A 15,892-nucleotide genomic window follows, 5' to 3' on the forward strand; every position below is an offset into this window, starting at 1 on the left:
AGGTTTCTCCTTTATTCTTTGTTTTCTTTGATTTCTGCCAGCATTTTTTCTTCTTCTGCTGTCAGTTGATAATGTTCAAGCAAATCCGGTCTGCGTTCATAGGTTTTCTTCAAACTCTCATACAATCGCCACTGACGAATCTTTTCATGGTGACCACTCATCAATACATCTGGTACAACCATACCTCGATAATCATAGGGACGTGTGTACTGAGGATATTCAAGAAGGCCAGAAGAAAAACTATCATCTTGGTGGCTGGACTCCTTGCCAATCACTTCTGGAATCAGGCGAACCGTCGCATCAATCATGGTCATGGCCGCCAATTCTCCACCAGTTAAGACATAGTCACCCAGGGAAATCTCATCTGTCACCAAGGTCTTAATACGCTCATCATAACCCTCATAGTGCCCACAGATAAAGATTAACTCTTCCTCTTGAGCCAAATCCTCAGCATAAGCCTGATTAAACTGCTTTCCAGCAGGATCGAGGAGAATGACGCGCGGATTTTTCTTTTCAATAGCATCAAAGGCATCGAAAATGGGTTGGGCTCGGAGCAACATCCCCTGACCTCCTCCGTAGGGCTCATCGTCGACATGGCGGGCCTTTTCAGCATATTCTCGAAAATTATGATACTGGATATCCAAGAGCCCTTTTTCTCGAGCCTTTCCAACAATTGAGTGCTCCAGTGGAGAAAACATCTCTGGAAAGAGGGTTAAAATATCAATCTTCATCGTCTAACCCTTCTAAGATTTCCACATCGACGCGGTTATTAGGAATATCAACATTGAGAACCACTGGTGGGATATAAGGCAAGAGCAAATCGCGCTTGCCTTTTCGCTTGACCACCCAGACATCGTTAGCACCTGGTTGCAGGATTTCTTTGATGGTTCCAATCAAGTTATCACCCTCATAGACTTCCAAACCGATAATCTCGTGATAATAAAATTCACCATCGTCTAGGTCATTTAAATCTTCCTCAGCAACCTTGAGACTGTATCCCTTGTACTTTTCAATAGCATTGATATGGTACATATCTTTGAATTTAATAATGTCAAAGTTCTTCTGTTTACGGTGGCTAGCAATGGTCACCGTTTGAACAAACTGATCTTTTTCATCAAACAAAGCCAGCTCAGCCCCTTTTTTAAACCGTTCTTCTGCAAAATCTGTCACAGACAAGACTCGCATCTCACCCTGCAACCCTTGCGTATTGACGATTTTCCCAACATTAAAGTAGTTCATCTTGTCTCCTGTACTCTCCTTCTTTCCATCTTATTCTGACAATTCTCGAATAATAGCCGCAATTTTTTCCGATTCGGACCATTGTAAATAATGGTGATTCCCTCCTAAAATGAGTTTAGTATTGGAAGTCCAATATTCTGATTCTCTGTACTCTTTTTCTCTATAAGGCTGACAAAAAATAAATACAGGGATATAAGATTCTATAAATACATTCTCAAAATCTTCCTCAGTAATCTCTCCAGATATCTGAAATCCTGTATATTGATTTTCCAACTCTGAACCTTTTTCTTGCATTATTTTCCAGATTTCTTTATTAATTTCAGGGCTAAATGTTGCTTGAGTTAAGTTCTTAAAATAAAGTTCAGGACCATACTCGTCAATCAGCCTCATCTGCTCTTCCATTTCTGGATAAGGATTTTCTGAAAAATCAGCAAACATGACTTTTTTAGTTGTCGGTTCCATTGCTACTAAAGCCTGACACTTAATTGGTTTGTTGAGCAATTTACAAGCTAAAATTCCACTCAAACTATGTACACAAAGTATATATTCAGAAATCCCTAATTCTTCAAGTACTTCATAAACCGCATCTGCAAGATTATCTAGATTTTTTCCAGCTTGGTCATGAATCGGACTCCTACCTGTGTTCGGAAAATCAATTGTCAAATAACCAATTGTAGGAGGAAGTTTTTCAAGTATAAGTGAAAAATTTTCATAACTTGGTAGCAAACCTGCACCACTTAAACAAACTAGCATTTTCTTTTGCTTTTGATAAGTAACAGAGAGACTACCAATTTCTGTAGATACTTCAATCCTCTTCATAAAGAAATCCACTCATTCTATATAATGAATTATTAAAAATCCTTATCCTTTATTTTATCACGTTACAGAGATTTTCACAAGTTGGATAGTTCCTATCTTACGGGCCTACTACTTCTTCAAAAAATTCACCAATAAGCTGATTAAACTCTTTAGGATGGTCATTCATCGGTTGGTGTTTACTATCTGAAATCGTTACTTGACGCGCATTGGGATTTAAGGCAATGATACCATCGTAGATCATTTTTAGGTGTTTGGGAAAATCATTTTCGCCTCTTACTAATAGCATAGGAGGGTTTCCTTTATATCCTTCTATCTCATGAACTGCCAAGAAACCTGTGATTCCAAGGTTCAAGAAAACATCTCGCCCAGTTTCTATGATTGCCGTCTTGACTAATTCTCTTGTGATAGGATTATCTGTACACATTTTTGAGTTCTTATCTGCAATCAACTTCCAAGGAATCGTTTTGTACATAAGGGAACTATATTTTATGCGATTTCTCTCTTTATCTGATAGGTAACGATGCTGTCCCCAACTATCTACCATGACTAAGGCTAGAACTCGATCTGGATGACGATAAGTGTACTCTTGAAGTGGATTCCCTCCCCAAGAATGTCCGACCAATATCACCTTATCCAACTGGAAATAGGACAAAATAGCATCTACATCTTGAACAGCGCCTTCCAAGTCGGGTAGGCCAACTTTCATAGGTGATTCACCCTGTCCTCTAACATTGACAAAGTAGAGGTCAAATCCTTCAAAGGCATCATACTGGTGAGCCCACATCTGACTACGGCCACAAGCTCCATGATAAAAAATAATGTGGCCTTTACTTGCGTTTCCAGGACGATGATAAACAACCAAATCACAATCTAAGCCTGGTATAATGTGACGTACCAAAGTCTCGGGTTTTCTGTTATAAAAAGCAATAGCTTCAGCTATATCATTTTGCTTCATTTCTAAACTCTCTCTTCTTTATCCTAGTATTATTCTTTTTATCTATTTTATCATGCTATATTAAAATCATCGTTTTCTAAACTTAGTCCATTAAAAATTTTGAATTTTCTGTATCATTTAGATTAAGAAAAAGACTGCTTAGCAATCTTTACTTTTTTCTCATCAGATTCATGCCTAAAATTCCAGCAATAATCAATGTTGCTCCGATCACATGGTAGCTATAAATTGGTTCGTGGAGGATAAGAGCTCCGGCTAGAATAGTCAAAACTGTTCCAAGATTACCAAAGACACTAACGGTCGATGCTCCAAGTTGAACAATAGCATAGATAGAGAGACTACCAGTAACGATAGAGGCTAGAATTCCCAAATAGAGAATTGAAAGCAGATAAGATACCTGTCCAAGTGGCGCAAAGTAAGCTAATATGTTGCCATCTAGATAGTGCGAGGTCAGACTCAGCGTATTAAAGGTGACGAAGCCAACAAATATCACAACAGCTGTCATATCTATGGCCTGATAGCGACCTCCTTTGGACTTGCTGAGGATATTGCTTATTGCATTGGCGAGAACAGATCCCAACATCAAGAGAAAGCCAAAGCTAGCAGTCTCAGTACCGAAGTTAGCTCCTTTGCTAAGGAAGATGAAAACTACTCCTGCTACGGATAAAAATAAAAAGAACTTTTGAAGCAAGCTTGTCTTTTCCTTGAGAAAGGCCGATGCTAAAAGGAGAGTAAAAATCGGGACAAGAGCCTGTAAAATTCCAGCTTCAGAAGACGATATATACTGTAAAGCAAAGGATTGAAAAATAAAAAAGAGAAGAGGATAGAAAAGACTCATAGGCAGAATAGAAAGAATATCTTTTCTACTTAAACTCACTTTAATAAGTTTGGTTTGATAAAGAACAACCATTACTAAAGCTGCGATTGTATAGCGATGCGCTAAGTTTGTGAGAGGACTGGCATAGCCTAAAGCAATCTTAGTAAATAAAAAAGAAAATCCAATGATTGCTGAAAAGGATAAAGCTGCTAGGTAAGCTTTTGTTTTCTCGTTCATAGACTGTTACTCCCTTTAAAAATAGCTATTCTAAAGATTAATTGACTAGAATTCTTTGAGACTGTCTTTCCATTGTAGCATAGTAAAATGCTAGATGCTATTTCTAGGATTTATATTTTATGCCTACTATCACTCTTTCAAGCTGATAAATGCTTTCTCGTTGCCTATAAAGGAGGCAGCTATGCTGACCTGCTTTTCTCGTTCTTATCTCACAAGTTCTAGCTTGTCTACCTCTTGGAAATTCCTTACTTTTATAGCATAATCTACCATTTTCCTTGCTTTCTCTTTCTTATATTTACTAATACCTTCTTTATTAGTAAAAATCATTTATTATTGTCTTAGAGGTCCCCCTTCAAAAATCCTTCCAAATCACGTTCATGTTGGTACTTAATGGCTGCAGTTTTGTCTTTCTCAAAGATAGTCTTGATAAGGTCAATATCATTAATAGCTGCGATAGCAACTGTATAGTGAATGATATCAGCCAGTTCTTTTGCTAGTTCCTCGTTCGAATCTTGAACTCCCTCTTTTCGACCAGAGCGCCCATTCAAAACTTCAGCTACTTCTCCGACTTCCTCCACTAACTTCATAAAGAGACCTTCCTCAGTCCGAGACTGCTGGTAATGTTCCAGTAGGTAGTCTTGTAATTGTCTAAACGTTAAATCCTTCATATCCTGCTCCTTGCAAAAAAAGCGAGACATTCGTCCCGCCCTTCTTATTTTTCGTCAATAACGATTCTTACTTTTTTGTCTTCAGTTGGGACAGAGTAGACAATCGTTCTTATCGCAGAAATAGTGCGACCCTTACGACCGATTACACGACCCACATCGCTTTGATCAAGATCCAAATGATATTCCAAAAACTCTGGTGTATCTTCAATCTTGATAGTTAAGGCATCTGGTTGTGAAATCAAGGGTTTCACAATCGCAATAATGAGATTTTCAATCGTATCCATCTGTCAACCTACTTTAAACTTATTTTGAGAATTTAGAATCGTGGAATTTCTTCAATACACCTTCTTTTGAAAGGATGTTGCGAACTGTATCTGAAGGTTGAGCTCCATCAGCCAACCATGCAAGAACGCGGTCTTCTTTCAAAGTTACTTGGTTTTCAGCAACAAGTGGGTTGTAAGTTCCAACTGTTTCGATGAAACGTCCGTCACGTGGTGAACGTGAATCTGCTACGTTGATACGGTAGAAAGGTTTTTTCTTAGAACCCATACGAGTCAAACGGATTTTAACTGCCATTTTTAAAGTCTCTTTTCTTATTTTTTATTTCGGTGAAATAGCTGAGCTATTTAGCACATGTTCTATTATAGCAGATTTCTGGCAGGTGTCAAGAAAAAAACTTGACAGACTATAAAATTTTTACACCATTTATAAATTGGTTAGACTAATAAAGATAAATTAGAAAGAGAAACTTTATGAATACTACAATAGAGAACATTTACAAAGACCATCAAGTCAAAACCTTTATCTCTCCTGAACGTGATGTGGATGCTTGGCTCCTAAATCCCAAGCCCGTTCCTAAACGAAATATGGTACTACTTAAAGACAATCTCCTGGCAGGAGATATCATTCTACTATGGAGAATCCACTTTGGAACTTTTACCACCGAAACATGATTTTAAAAATTTCCATTCGAATATGATTCAAAATTCTCTTAAAATCAACGTTTTCTCGTTTTTTTAGAAAACAAATTTTCATCTAATTTGAATAACTTTCAATTAAATGGTGTGAATTTCACCCTAAAAACACACGAATTGAGCTAAATTTTACTAAAAAGTTCATACAATTATATATTCATGAAATTGCGACATATTCATCATTTATCAATCCCCAATAAATAAGTTTTCCCACTGAGTGATAGATGCTGGTAGGATCAACTTATACTTCTCATAGAAATCTAACAAATCGTTGTCCCCTATCCTAACTACATTTTCAATCTTATCTAAATTTATCACTCTCGGAGCATATAAATATACTATATAGCCTTCATCTAAGTATTGTTTAAATTCTAAGGCGTCAAGTTCCTTTGCTTTCTTTCCTTTCACTTGAACTACTGCTTTTCTCGGGTTATCAATTTCTCTTGAAATCATTTCACATTCAATTTTTATAGTAGTTGATTTCTTTGCAATTGAATTAGAAAGGACATAGTAGTTTTCCTTAATTTGAAGATATGAGATGACAAGTTCTTCTAAATCAAATTCAGGTAGATTATCGAGGAGACCTCCACTATAGGTTGTTACCTCAAAATAATTCTTTTTCGAAAATTTATTAAATATCAATTTTGAATATTCAATTATGCTTTTATCCCGTATCCTCTCAACTGTACCACCAAGAGGTCTATTAAACGATGACTTTATCTGTCCAGGGACTTGCATTCCCACGTTAAATGCATCAACTTGGATAACTGATCCAATATCCAAATGAGTATCACAAACTACTTTGGCTTGAGATTTCGCTTTACATATCCAATAATTTCCACTTAAATCTCGTGTCCAGAATAAATCATCTATCTGAGCATCCTTAAAAACATTTATTGCTGGATTCGCTCTGCCTCTTTCTTTTTTTATTCGTCCATAGTATTCATTAAAGTCTTCTTCCCGAATATCGCTACTTAAGCGACTCCAACCAAGTGCAAGATACTGTTCAGAATTATTTAAACAGAAGCCAATTAACTCTTTCCTAATGTTATCGTCTCTTTTTAAATGTATTCTAGTCACATAATCCATTCAAATTAGCCTCTCTTACTTTTTTCTTTCAAGATTATTTCGACTCCCGCTTGATGTAAAATATCATATCTAACACGACTTACTTCTGATTCATCGATTAAATTAAGAAGATGATCAATTTCTTTTCTTCCTTCTTCACTTAACTTTGGCTTTATATCAACTAAGTTTTTTTGTAGTCTTAAAAACAATTGAATAGCTACTTCGTAATCTTTTTTCTCTTGTAATTCTTGCTGCTTGGCTAAAAATTCTTTTTCTTTCTCTTCGTTTTTCTTCCTATTTTGTTCAGCCATTTCACAAAGTATTTCATAATCCACTGTTTGAGTCTCAAAATCTTTTTTTACCAACTCCAACATTTGAGGCGTAATACGAATACGATTATAAGCTTCTTTTACTAAGGAAGTGATTTTATCCCAATAAGGTATTTCTGAGTCTTCTCGGAACATTAATATTTCCCGATCCGTTATCACAATTTTCTTTTCTTCATCAATGAAATAGCCTTTTTCTTTGTAATTATTTAACTCAAAAATATACTTCTCTAATCTCCATTGTTTGACAATTTTTTTGGCATTGTCAGATAAATCAGCGTTGACCACATATCCATATAACCAATCAGGAAGATTAATATCACCTATAGTCCATCTTTGTTTCTCATCTGAGTATATTTTATTTCTTAATTCTCTGTCGGGAAATTTAACTTTATTAAAAACGTACTTAATAATCTCGTCACCCTCTTGAATGTATTCGTTCCAATACTTGCTATACTTAGCGTAGGGGCTAAATGGACGAGTTCTATATATAACTCTACTCATTTCATCTTCTCCTTTAGTTGGTGAAATTCACAGTATTCTTTTATAACAGATAAAACTTTCTCCCAGTCTTTCTCAAACATCTAGTCAATGTAATTTTCTTCCATTTTCTTAATAAGAATCTTCATGTCATCAATTAACGACTGTGGAGACAATACCCTTAAGGATTCCGCTTGACCCAATAGCCACCTCTTCAGCCCTGGTGTATCCTGACTCACAAATTCAATAATATTACCATTTGATGTTTTTTCAATAATTTTTGCTGTTGGGAATTGATCAACAACAATTGCTGAATCATTGACAAATAGGACTCTGATCTTTAACTCTTTTCCTATGAATGGATCTACACGTTTATTACGAATGTCTCCATCACGAAATTTTCTTCCATATGAGAGAGAAGGTTTTTTCTTTTCTTTAGATTCTACCCAACTAAGAATTCTATCTAGTTTCAAGGTCATATAAGAATCAAAAACTAAATTATAAGCTACTATGTAAAAGTAATGAGTATCATAATAAAGCGATACCGGGAAAATGGTATGATGCTTTTTAGTATTATAGGGAGATTGATATTCAATATCTAGTAGCAATTCCTTACGAATCATTTCAGACCATTCCCAAACCTTATCAATACGATTTTGTGTATCTGACAATGGTGCATAATTTAGCAACTCACTTGCAATAATACTGGAAACTTCATTTTGCTCATCTTTTGAAATAAGTGCTAATAAACTATCAAGTAATGACTTGTTTTCTTCCTTATTCAAAGATCGATTTTCTAGTAAAATCTTTGAAATTACAAGAATATCCTTTTTATTAAACAAAGATTTTCCTTTTAAGTATCTTGTATGGTGCTTTGCATCATAAGCAAGCTCTGCTGCAACCATTGGTTGTGTATCTAAGAAACCAGACAAGAGAGAAAAATCTCGTTGTATAGTTTTTTCACTAACACCAAATTCATCAGCAAGCTGAGCCTTAGATAAATGCGCGCCAGACTGTAAGCGTAAAAATATAGTTAATAAGCGTTCTTGGTCGTTCATATAATTCTAATCCTTTACTAATATTATAGCATTCCCAATGGTTCAGATTCAATCAATTTCTTAGTTCAAATCTTTTACTGATAGTACTCTTTTTCAAGCACCGATTTCTTCTTTTAGAGCCTACTATAGATTTCTCTACCTTCCGAATCCTATCAACGATATTGATTTTGAAGATTTTGCTTCAATAGCTACAATAGCCTTATTGATATCTGTCAATGTAATTTGATTTAAAAAGTTTTCATCTTCTAATTGAATCTTATCACCTTCAACCACGCGTTGTGCTTGACAGAAGACAATCTCATCTACTAATTTACGAACGTATCGAGCATTTCCAAAATTGCTACAATTTACAACTTCTGAAAAATGCTGACGTAGTACCATCTTACAATCGTCGGTTAATTGATAATGTCTTTTATTTATCATCAATTCTAAAATAGCAATTAGTTGATCAATTGTATAATCGAAAAATTTTATTTCTCTGGAAATTCTAGAGGATAATCCTGGATTAGTTTCAATGAATTGAGCCATCAATTCTTCATAACCAGCAAAAATAACCAAAACCTCATCCCGACGATTTTCCATTTCCTGTATAATCGCTGAAATAGCTTCATGTCCGAAATCTCTATCACTACTTGGAATAAGACTATAGGCCTCATCTATAAAGAGTACTCCCCCTCTTGCATCATCAAAAACTCTTTTTACTTTTGGAGCAGTTTGACCAACATATTCACCAACTAATTCCGTTCTACCTACCTCCACTAACTTATTCTCTTTAATTATCTTATTGTTGTATAAAATTTCTGAAAAGAGCCTAGCAACTACAGTTTTCCCAGTCCCAGGATTTCCGGAAAAAACAAGATGACGATTTAATACTTCGTTACTAAATCCATGTGCCTGACGCATTACAGAAACTCGACTATATGCTAACTGCTGCTTTAGGACCATTTTCACTTCTTCTAAACCAATTAATTCACTCAGCTTTTTCTCCGCATTTTCTTCATCTTCAACTGAAGATTTATTTTGGAGAATGAATCCATCGAGATTTAATTCATTTTTTTCTGAAGGATCATAATTATTTTGCACTGCAAATTCAATAAGCTCTTGAACAAAAAGGCGAACTTCTTTGGCATCCTTTAGCACGTGATTTTCAGCTACTAATCGTTCAAAATCTTCGTTACTCAAATGAACACCTTTTTGATTTAGCATTTGAATACCAATTCCTTTAAGCTCTGATTCATCATACCGGGGGAAATTAATAATTGATACCTTATTAAAAACATCGAGTAACTCTTTTCTAATAGCTTCTGCTTCTTGAATGCTTCTAGAAATAATAATATTAAAGGAATTCCCCTTCTTTTGTCGAAAATTATCAAAAATATCTGATTTTGTTTTTGATCTTGCCGAAAGATAATCAACTAATACAGCGAAATCTTTTTCACTCATTTTAGGAACAAAATAATGATTGCAATTAACAAATATCGCATTCATACCAAAGATAGACTCTAGAAACTTGATTGCAAACTTTCTACCCGTTCCTTTCTCACCAGTAAAAATATAAAAATGTTGTTGATTTTCATTATTGCTTATTTTTTCTTGGAAGGATATATAATCAATGAATTCTCGAATAGCTCCTTTAAATTCAATTAGGGCAATAATATCATTCAACTCGTCCAACTTTTCTAAATTGGGTTTTAATTGTTCAGAAAATCTTTCTTTTTCTGCACTAAGTAAGAATTTGACTAAATCTCCTATATCACTTCTGCCAAGTTTCTTGATAAAATCACTTTCTATTAAAGGCTCTACCTTAGCTAGTAAGAACTCATAATCAAAAAAATCATTTATTTTTTTCATAATTTCTTGGTCATTGTAATTTTCTTGAGAAATAAGATAGTATGATTCTCCTTCTTTCAAAAAAATTAAATGATTAGACGTAATAAAATCATTCGTCTGAGTTTTAAAAAAATCATCAGGATTCTTAAATTCAACTTGATAGTAATTCATTCACTCTCACCTCTTTTTATAATAAATTAATTTTACAAAAAAGGATGGACATTTATTGTCTAGTTAATTATTTTTTAAGAAAATAAAAAAGAACACCCAAAAAAGTAATCTTTTTAAGTATAGTAATTCTTTCGAATTAACGTTTACTAAATTGTGATGCTTTACGAGCTTTCTTAAGATCTGGTTTCCAAAATACTTTGAGTATACTTATGACATTGATGCCCCTAAACATTTAAAAACTCTGGTGGAAAAAGGTTATGCAGTCATTGAAACAGCTTTTGACTCACTTGATCATCTCAATGCTACTATGAAAAAGAATATTCTGAAAAGCAAGGGAATTACAGGACTATCTAAGATGAAGGCTGCAGATCTGGAGCAAACCCTTCATAACAACTTTTCAGAAGAAGAATTAGCAAGTCACTTTACCGTTCGTGGCTACAAATTAACTCCAAAGGGGAGCAGATACTGGAACAATACAAGGGAATTATCAACCGCCATCCAAAGAAGAATCTCTAAGCAAGCGATTTTTGGATTGACTTTCTCTAAAACTACCTTGTCACTAACATTTGAAATCCACTTCCTTTTAGGGTACAATGGTAGAAATAAATTTTTGAGAGGAACAGAATGAAAAAACTAGCAACCCTTCTTTTACTATCCACTGTAGCCCTAGCTGGATGTAGCAACATCCAACGTAGTTTGCGTGGCGATGACTATGTAGATTCTAGCTTGGCTGCTGAAGAAAGTTCCAAAGCAGCTGCCCAATCTGCCAAGGAGTTAAATGATGCTTTGACAAACGAAAATGCCAATTTCCCACAACTTTCTAAGGAAGTTGCTGAAGACGAGGCTGAAGTCATTCTCCACACAAATCAGGGAGATATCCGTATTAAACTCTTCCCTAAACTCGCTCCTCTAGCGGTTGAAAACTTCCTCACTCATGCCAAAGAAGGATACTATAACGGCATTACCTTCCACCGTGTCATCGATGGCTTCATGGTTCAAACTGGAGATCCAAAAGGGGACGGTACAGGTGGTCAGTCCATCTGGCATGACAAGGATAAGACTAAAGATAAGGGAACTGGTTTCAAAAACGAGATTACTCCTTATCTCTATAACATCCGTGGTGCTCTTTCTATGGCTAATACTGGTCAACCAAACACCAACGGTAGCCAATTTTTCATCAACCAAAACTCTACAGATACCTCTGCTAAACTCCCTACAAGCAAGTATCCAAAGAAAATCATCGAAGCCTACAAAGAAGGTGGAAACCCTAGTCTAGATGGCAAACACCCAGTCTTTGGTCAAGTGATTGACGGTATGGATGTTGTAGATAAGATTGCTAAAGCCGAAAAAGATGAAAAAGACAAGCCAACTACTGCTATCACAATCGACAGCATCGAAGTGGTGAAAGACTACAATTTTAAATCTTAAAAACCAAAAAATACAGTACCCACATTCGGTACTGTATTTCTTTTATCCTTATTTTTAAGTTAAATTATTAAAATCCCAGATTTGGTCCATCCAACCTTCATAGAAGTCTGGTTCGTGACAGACCATAAGAATAGATCCCTTGTATTCTTTAAGAGCGCGTTTGAGTTCATCCTTGGCATCCACATCCAAGTGGTTGGTCGGCTCGTCCAGCACTAAAACGTTGTTTTCACGATTCATCAAGAGACAGAAACGAACTTTGGCTTGTTCCCCACCTGACAAAACCTGAATTTGACTTTCGATATGCTTAGTTGTCAGGCCACAACGGGCAAGGGCTGCACGGACTTCTGCTTGATTAAGGGCAGGAAAGGCATTCCAGACAGCTTCAAGAGGTGTTTGACGATTGCCTCCTTCTACTTCCTGTTCAAAGTAGCCAAGTTCTAGGTAGTCTCCACGTTCAACCTCTCCAGCGATTGGCGGGATAATGCCCAATAGAGACTTCAAGAGAGTTGTTTTCCCGATACCATTTGCACCGATAATAGCAACCTTTTGATTACGTTCAAAGGTAAGATTTAAAGGCTTGGTCAGAGGACGATCATAACCAATTTGCAAATCCTTAGCTTGGAAAATAAAGCGACCTGGTGTACGAGCTGGTTTAAAATCAAAGGACGGCTTTGGTTTCTCACTTTGCAGCTCGATAATATCCATCTTATCCAATTTCTTCTGACGGGACATGGCCATGTTTCGTGTTGCAACACGCGCTTTATTACGAGCGACAAAGTCTTTGAGGTCCGCAATCTCTTTCTGCTGACGTTCGTAGGCCGCCTCTAGCTGAGATTTCTTCATAGCATAGACTTCTTGGAACTGGTAGTAGTCACCAGAATAACGCGTCAGCTGTTGATTTTCCACATGGTAGACAATATTAATCACGTCGTTCAGGAATGGAATATCGTGTGAAATGAGGACAAAGGCATTCTCATAGTTTTGGAGATAGCGCTTAAGCCAGTCAATATGCTCAGCATCCAAGTAGTTGGTCGGCTCGTCCAACAGCAAGATATCAGGCTTCTCAAGGAGAAGTTTAGCCAAAAGCACCTTGGTTCTTTGCCCACCTGACAAAGAGGTTACATCCGTATCCATGCCAAAGTCCATGACACCAAGGGCACGCGCTACTTCATCAATCTTAGCATCCAAAGTATAGAAATCACGACTCTCTAAACGGTCTTGAAGTTCTCCCACTTCTTCCATGAGAGCATCAACATCCGCTCCATCTTCAGCCATTTCCATATAAAGATCATTGATACGGACTTCTGCTTTGAAAAGCTCATCAAAAGCCGTACGGAGAACATCGCGCACCGACTGCCCTTCAGCAAGGACTGAGTGCTGATCCAAGTAACCAGCAGTCACATATTTGGACCACTCAACCTTCCCTTCATCTGGCAGCATTTTACCAGTCACAATACTCATAAAGGTTGATTTTCCTTCACCATTGGCACCGACCAGGCCGATATGTTCCCCCTTTAGGAGGCGGAAGGACACATCTTCAAAAATTGCACGGTCACCAAAACCATGACTCAGATTTTTAACTTCTAAAATACTCATTTTAATTCCTTATCTTGTTTTTATGTAATTGTTTATAGAGAAGCCAAGACAGATAGCCACCCAAGGTATTGGTCCACAAATCATCAATCTCAAAGACGCGATTAAAATCAAAGAAAAAATCTAAGACTAACTGCGTACACTCAATTCCTAGGCTTATAAGAAAACTGAAAAAGATCACTTTTCTTGTCTTACGCAAGTTTGGAAGGAGATAAAGGAGTTGGAAAATCAGAGGAAAAAGTAAGAAGACATTGAGGATATTTTGTAGAAAAAGCCAACATAATTGTCCTATGTCACTCACCTCACCCAGTTTCCAGAGAGAATTGAAAGGAGTCAAAAGAAAAACCAGGCGTCCAAGATGCTGAATACCTGGAGTTTCCACCCCCACGGGAGAATGTTCTTGAGGAGTAAAGCAAAAGTAAACGATACAAATACTATAGAAAATGACTCCCCAGACCAAAATACGATTATAAGTCTTCTTCATCATTAAGGATTGACTGCTGCGACTGCTTTCTGGCGGTCACGTTTCATTGTATTAGAACGCAATTGTCCACAAGCTGCATCAATATCAGTACCATGCTCTTGACGAACAACACAGTTAACACCTTTTTTCTTAAGCGTATCATAGAAGGCCAGGACGCGCTCTTTAGGACTACGGCTATATTGGTCATGCTCACTAACTGGGTTATAAGGAATCAAGTTTACATAAGACAATTTCTTGATATTCTTGAGCAATTCAGCCAATTCCAAGGCTTGTTCTACACCATCATTGACTTCATTGAGCATGATATACTCAAAGGTTACACGACGATTGGTTGTTTCGATATAATACTCAATAGCAGCAAAGAGTTTTTCAATCGGAAAGGCACGGTTAATCTTCATGATGCTTGAGCGCAGTTCATTGTTAGGTGCGTGAAGAGAAACGGCAAGATTGACCTGAACCCCTTCATTAGCAAAATCACGAATTTTATGGGCCAAACCTGAGGTTGAAACCGTGATGTGACGAGCACCTATAGCCATTCCCTTATCATCGTTGATAGTGCGAACGAAATTTAAGACATTGTTGTAGTTATCAAAGGGCTCACCGATTCCCATGACAACAATATGACTGACGCGTTCATCCTGACCACGCTCATCAAAGTATTTCTGAACCAGCATGATTTGCGCTACAATTTCCCCATTATTGAGGTCACGTTGTTTCTTAATCAAACCAGAGGCACAGAAGGTACAACCGATATTACAGCCAACCTGAGTGGTCACACAGACTGACAAACCATAGTGTTGACGCATGAGTACTGTCTCAATCAGCATTCCATCTGGCAATTCAAAAAGATATTTAACTGTCCCATCAGCAGACTCTTGAACGATACGTTGTTTCAAGGGATTGACCACAAACTGATCATTAAGCTTAGCAATCAAATCCTTGGAAAGGTTGGTCATCTCTTCAAATGACTGGACACGTTTACGGTAGAGCCATTCCCAGATTTGATCAGCACGGAATTTCTTTTCTCCTTGCTCCAATACCCATTCCTGCATGGTTTGACGTGTTAAACTATAAATTGACGGTTTCATTTCTTCTCCTTATTCTCTACTCACTTCTGACGAATGACAAAATGACGTTGCCCCTTGTCCTCTTTCTGAGAATGCTGGTCTTTCTGACGACGTCTATTTTTCTTATCTGCATTCGGTTTTCGTTTTGTTTGAGCCGGTTTCTTTCCTTTTCTAGAAGGTGTTTCTTCTTCCTTCTTACGTATTTTCTTGTCAAACGATGCTCGCTTAGGAGCTTCATTTTCTAGGACAAAATAGGCACAACCATAACTACAATACTCTAAAAGGTAGTCTTGTAAACGACTGATTTTTTCAAGTTTTTCTTCTGTTCGATCATCCTTGTAAAAACCTCGTAGGCGAAGCTGTTCGTTGCTCCAGTCTCCCACGATATAATCAAACTTGGTTAAGACTTCTGAAAAACGCTGATTAAAAGCCGTCACATCAAAGGCATCCTTGATATTTTCCACCAAGGAAAAAGCTATCCCTTCCGTTTCGACCTTGTCCCCATGTAAATGAAACTCAGGACCAGGAAACTTGTTATAGTTGTATAATTCAGGTGCAATTTCTTTTCGCATAGATATCCTTTTTCCACGATTACTTAATACTTTATTCTACCATAATTTCTAGCAGTTAGCACGTTTCTCATAAAAATGAAAAAAGTCTGACGATTTTGTCAGACCAAAA

19 protein-coding genes are annotated in these 15,892 nt (G+C 36.7%); 3 read left to right on the forward strand and 16 right to left on the reverse strand.

The window, feature by feature from the left end; genetic code table 11:
- Positions 1 to 11 precede the first annotated feature (11 nt).
- From trmD to rpsP, 8 genes are all read right to left on the reverse strand, one after another.
- Positions 12 to 731, reverse strand: a complete 720-nt coding sequence (gene trmD / locus JQ843_RS07880; protein ID WP_084926480.1) for a tRNA (guanosine(37)-N1)-methyltransferase TrmD — start codon at positions 729 to 731, stop codon at positions 12 to 14.
- Positions 721 to 1,239 (reverse strand): ribosome maturation factor RimM, encoded by a 519-nt coding sequence (gene rimM, locus JQ843_RS07885; protein WP_001105892.1) that lies wholly within the window; start codon positions 1,237 to 1,239, stop codon positions 721 to 723. Before rimM ends, trmD begins: the two co-directional genes overlap by 11 nt.
- 30 nt (positions 1,240 to 1,269) lie before the next feature.
- Complete coding sequence (locus tag JQ843_RS07890; protein WP_203213344.1) at positions 1,270 to 2,058, reverse strand: alpha/beta fold hydrolase; 789 nt, start codon at positions 2,056 to 2,058, stop codon at positions 1,270 to 1,272.
- Positions 2,059 to 2,155: 97 nt separating this feature from the next.
- Positions 2,156 to 3,013 (reverse strand): alpha/beta fold hydrolase, encoded by an 858-nt coding sequence (locus JQ843_RS07895; RefSeq protein ID WP_203213345.1) that lies wholly within the window; start codon positions 3,011 to 3,013, stop codon positions 2,156 to 2,158.
- A 148-nt stretch (positions 3,014 to 3,161) separates the two neighbouring features.
- Positions 3,162 to 4,064 (reverse strand): DMT family transporter, encoded by a 903-nt coding sequence (locus JQ843_RS07900; RefSeq protein WP_001003374.1) that lies wholly within the window; start codon positions 4,062 to 4,064, stop codon positions 3,162 to 3,164.
- Positions 4,065 to 4,402: 338 nt separating this feature from the next.
- Positions 4,403 to 4,732, reverse strand: a complete 330-nt coding sequence (locus tag JQ843_RS07905; RefSeq protein ID WP_004234201.1) for a MazG nucleotide pyrophosphohydrolase domain-containing protein — start codon at positions 4,730 to 4,732, stop codon at positions 4,403 to 4,405.
- 44 nt (positions 4,733 to 4,776) lie between these two features.
- Positions 4,777 to 5,016: an RNA-binding protein KphA gene (kphA, locus tag JQ843_RS07910; RefSeq protein ID WP_000379617.1), complete on the reverse strand. Its 240-nt coding sequence runs from the start codon at positions 5,014 to 5,016 to the stop codon at positions 4,777 to 4,779.
- A gap of 19 nt (positions 5,017 to 5,035) precedes the next feature.
- Entirely contained in the window at positions 5,036 to 5,308 is a 273-nt protein-coding gene (gene rpsP, locus JQ843_RS07915; protein WP_000268760.1) for a 30S ribosomal protein S16, read from the reverse strand.
- A 176-nt stretch (positions 5,309 to 5,484) separates the two neighbouring features.
- On the opposite strand from rpsP, the gene JQ843_RS07920 reads away from it, so the two are divergent.
- Positions 5,485 to 5,685 carry a hypothetical protein gene (locus tag JQ843_RS07920; RefSeq protein ID WP_001098347.1) on the forward strand — a complete coding sequence of 67 codons (201 nt, stop codon included), beginning with the start codon at positions 5,485 to 5,487 and terminating at the stop codon, positions 5,683 to 5,685.
- A 207-nt stretch (positions 5,686 to 5,892) separates the two neighbouring features.
- Here the strand turns inward: JQ843_RS07920 and JQ843_RS09790 are convergent, their stop codons facing one another.
- From JQ843_RS09790 to JQ843_RS07940, 4 genes are all read right to left on the reverse strand, one after another.
- On the reverse strand, positions 5,893 to 6,795 hold the full coding sequence (locus tag JQ843_RS09790; RefSeq protein ID WP_000386831.1) for a hypothetical protein: 903 nt from the start codon (positions 6,793 to 6,795) through the stop codon (positions 5,893 to 5,895).
- 5 nt (positions 6,796 to 6,800) lie between these two features.
- Positions 6,801 to 7,604 carry a hypothetical protein gene (locus tag JQ843_RS07930; RefSeq protein WP_000091993.1) on the reverse strand — a complete coding sequence of 268 codons (804 nt, stop codon included), beginning with the start codon at positions 7,602 to 7,604 and terminating at the stop codon, positions 6,801 to 6,803.
- Between the two features lie 80 nt (positions 7,605 to 7,684).
- Entirely contained in the window at positions 7,685 to 8,638 is a 954-nt protein-coding gene (locus tag JQ843_RS07935) for a helix-turn-helix transcriptional regulator (protein WP_000999613.1), read from the reverse strand.
- A 135-nt stretch (positions 8,639 to 8,773) separates the two neighbouring features.
- The gene (locus tag JQ843_RS07940) at positions 8,774 to 10,639 is read right to left on the reverse strand and encodes an AAA family ATPase (protein ID WP_001110403.1); all 1,866 of its coding nucleotides are present in this window, start codon (positions 10,637 to 10,639) and stop codon (positions 8,774 to 8,776) included.
- Between the two features lie 244 nt (positions 10,640 to 10,883).
- Here JQ843_RS07940 and JQ843_RS07945 point away from each other — a divergent pair, with 244 nt between their 5' ends.
- Both JQ843_RS07945 and JQ843_RS07950 read left to right on the forward strand, forming a co-directional pair.
- Entirely contained in the window at positions 10,884 to 11,267 is a 384-nt protein-coding gene (locus tag JQ843_RS07945) for a hypothetical protein (protein ID WP_203213501.1), read from the forward strand.
- Positions 11,264 to 12,067 carry a peptidylprolyl isomerase gene (locus JQ843_RS07950; protein ID WP_203213346.1) on the forward strand — a complete coding sequence of 268 codons (804 nt, stop codon included), beginning with the start codon at positions 11,264 to 11,266 and terminating at the stop codon, positions 12,065 to 12,067. Before JQ843_RS07945 ends, JQ843_RS07950 begins: the two co-directional genes overlap by 4 nt.
- Positions 12,068 to 12,121: 54 nt before the next feature.
- On the opposite strand, the gene JQ843_RS07955 is transcribed toward JQ843_RS07950, so the two are convergent.
- From JQ843_RS07955 to JQ843_RS07970, 4 genes are read right to left on the reverse strand one after another with little or no spacing between them, the layout of a single operon-like run.
- A complete protein-coding gene (locus tag JQ843_RS07955; protein WP_000025383.1) occupies positions 12,122 to 13,663 on the reverse strand; it encodes an ABC-F family ATP-binding cassette domain-containing protein in 1,542 nt (513 codons plus the stop codon).
- A 1-nt stretch (position 13,664) separates the two neighbouring features.
- Positions 13,665 to 14,147: a VanZ family protein gene (locus tag JQ843_RS07960; protein WP_084950376.1), complete on the reverse strand. Its 483-nt coding sequence runs from the start codon at positions 14,145 to 14,147 to the stop codon at positions 13,665 to 13,667.
- Entirely contained in the window at positions 14,147 to 15,232 is a 1,086-nt protein-coding gene (gene rlmN / locus JQ843_RS07965) for a dual-specificity RNA methyltransferase RlmN (protein WP_000804760.1), read from the reverse strand. Before rlmN ends, JQ843_RS07960 begins: the two co-directional genes overlap by 1 nt.
- Positions 15,233 to 15,252: 20 nt before the next feature.
- Positions 15,253 to 15,783, reverse strand: a complete 531-nt coding sequence (locus JQ843_RS07970; protein ID WP_020901484.1) for a YutD family protein — start codon at positions 15,781 to 15,783, stop codon at positions 15,253 to 15,255.
- Between the last annotated feature and the right edge of the window lie 109 nt (positions 15,784 to 15,892).

This window comes from Streptococcus mitis (assembly GCF_905187495.1).
In the GTDB taxonomy this organism is placed as follows: Bacteria; Bacillota; Bacilli; order Lactobacillales; family Streptococcaceae; genus Streptococcus; species Streptococcus mitis_CU.

What these genes read in the sequence shown, in the direction of transcription:
- trmD (WP_084926480.1), bottom strand. Translation starts at nt 731, where the DNA reads ATGAAGATTGATATTTTAACCCTCTTTCCAGAGATGTTTTCTCCACTG.
- rimM (WP_001105892.1), bottom strand. Translation starts at nt 1,239, where the DNA reads ATGAACTACTTTAATGTTGGGAAAATCGTCAATACGCAAGGGTTGCAG.
- JQ843_RS07890 (WP_203213344.1), bottom strand. Translation starts at nt 2,058, where the DNA reads ATGAAGAGGATTGAAGTATCTACAGAAATTGGTAGTCTCTCTGTTACT.
- JQ843_RS07895 (WP_203213345.1), bottom strand. Translation starts at nt 3,013, where the DNA reads ATGAAGCAAAATGATATAGCTGAAGCTATTGCTTTTTATAACAGAAAA.
- JQ843_RS07900 (WP_001003374.1), bottom strand. Translation starts at nt 4,064, where the DNA reads ATGAACGAGAAAACAAAAGCTTACCTAGCAGCTTTATCCTTTTCAGCA.
- JQ843_RS07905 (WP_004234201.1), bottom strand. Translation starts at nt 4,732, where the DNA reads ATGAAGGATTTAACGTTTAGACAATTACAAGACTACCTACTGGAACAT.
- kphA (WP_000379617.1), bottom strand. Translation starts at nt 5,016, where the DNA reads ATGGATACGATTGAAAATCTCATTATTGCGATTGTGAAACCCTTGATT.
- rpsP (WP_000268760.1), bottom strand. Translation starts at nt 5,308, where the DNA reads ATGGCAGTTAAAATCCGTTTGACTCGTATGGGTTCTAAGAAAAAACCT.
- JQ843_RS07920 (WP_001098347.1), top strand. Translation starts at nt 5,485, where the DNA reads ATGAATACTACAATAGAGAACATTTACAAAGACCATCAAGTCAAAACC.
- JQ843_RS09790 (WP_000386831.1), bottom strand. Translation starts at nt 6,795, where the DNA reads ATGGATTATGTGACTAGAATACATTTAAAAAGAGACGATAACATTAGG.
- JQ843_RS07930 (WP_000091993.1), bottom strand. Translation starts at nt 7,604, where the DNA reads ATGAGTAGAGTTATATATAGAACTCGTCCATTTAGCCCCTACGCTAAG.
- JQ843_RS07935 (WP_000999613.1), bottom strand. Translation starts at nt 8,638, where the DNA reads ATGAACGACCAAGAACGCTTATTAACTATATTTTTACGCTTACAGTCT.
- JQ843_RS07940 (WP_001110403.1), bottom strand. Translation starts at nt 10,639, where the DNA reads ATGAATTACTATCAAGTTGAATTTAAGAATCCTGATGATTTTTTTAAA.
- JQ843_RS07950 (WP_203213346.1), top strand. Translation starts at nt 11,264, where the DNA reads ATGAAAAAACTAGCAACCCTTCTTTTACTATCCACTGTAGCCCTAGCT.
- JQ843_RS07955 (WP_000025383.1), bottom strand. Translation starts at nt 13,663, where the DNA reads ATGAGTATTTTAGAAGTTAAAAATCTGAGTCATGGTTTTGGTGACCGT.
- JQ843_RS07960 (WP_084950376.1), bottom strand. Translation starts at nt 14,147, where the DNA reads ATGATGAAGAAGACTTATAATCGTATTTTGGTCTGGGGAGTCATTTTC.
- rlmN (WP_000804760.1), bottom strand. Translation starts at nt 15,232, where the DNA reads ATGAAACCGTCAATTTATAGTTTAACACGTCAAACCATGCAGGAATGG.
- JQ843_RS07970 (WP_020901484.1), bottom strand. Translation starts at nt 15,783, where the DNA reads ATGCGAAAAGAAATTGCACCTGAATTATACAACTATAACAAGTTTCCT.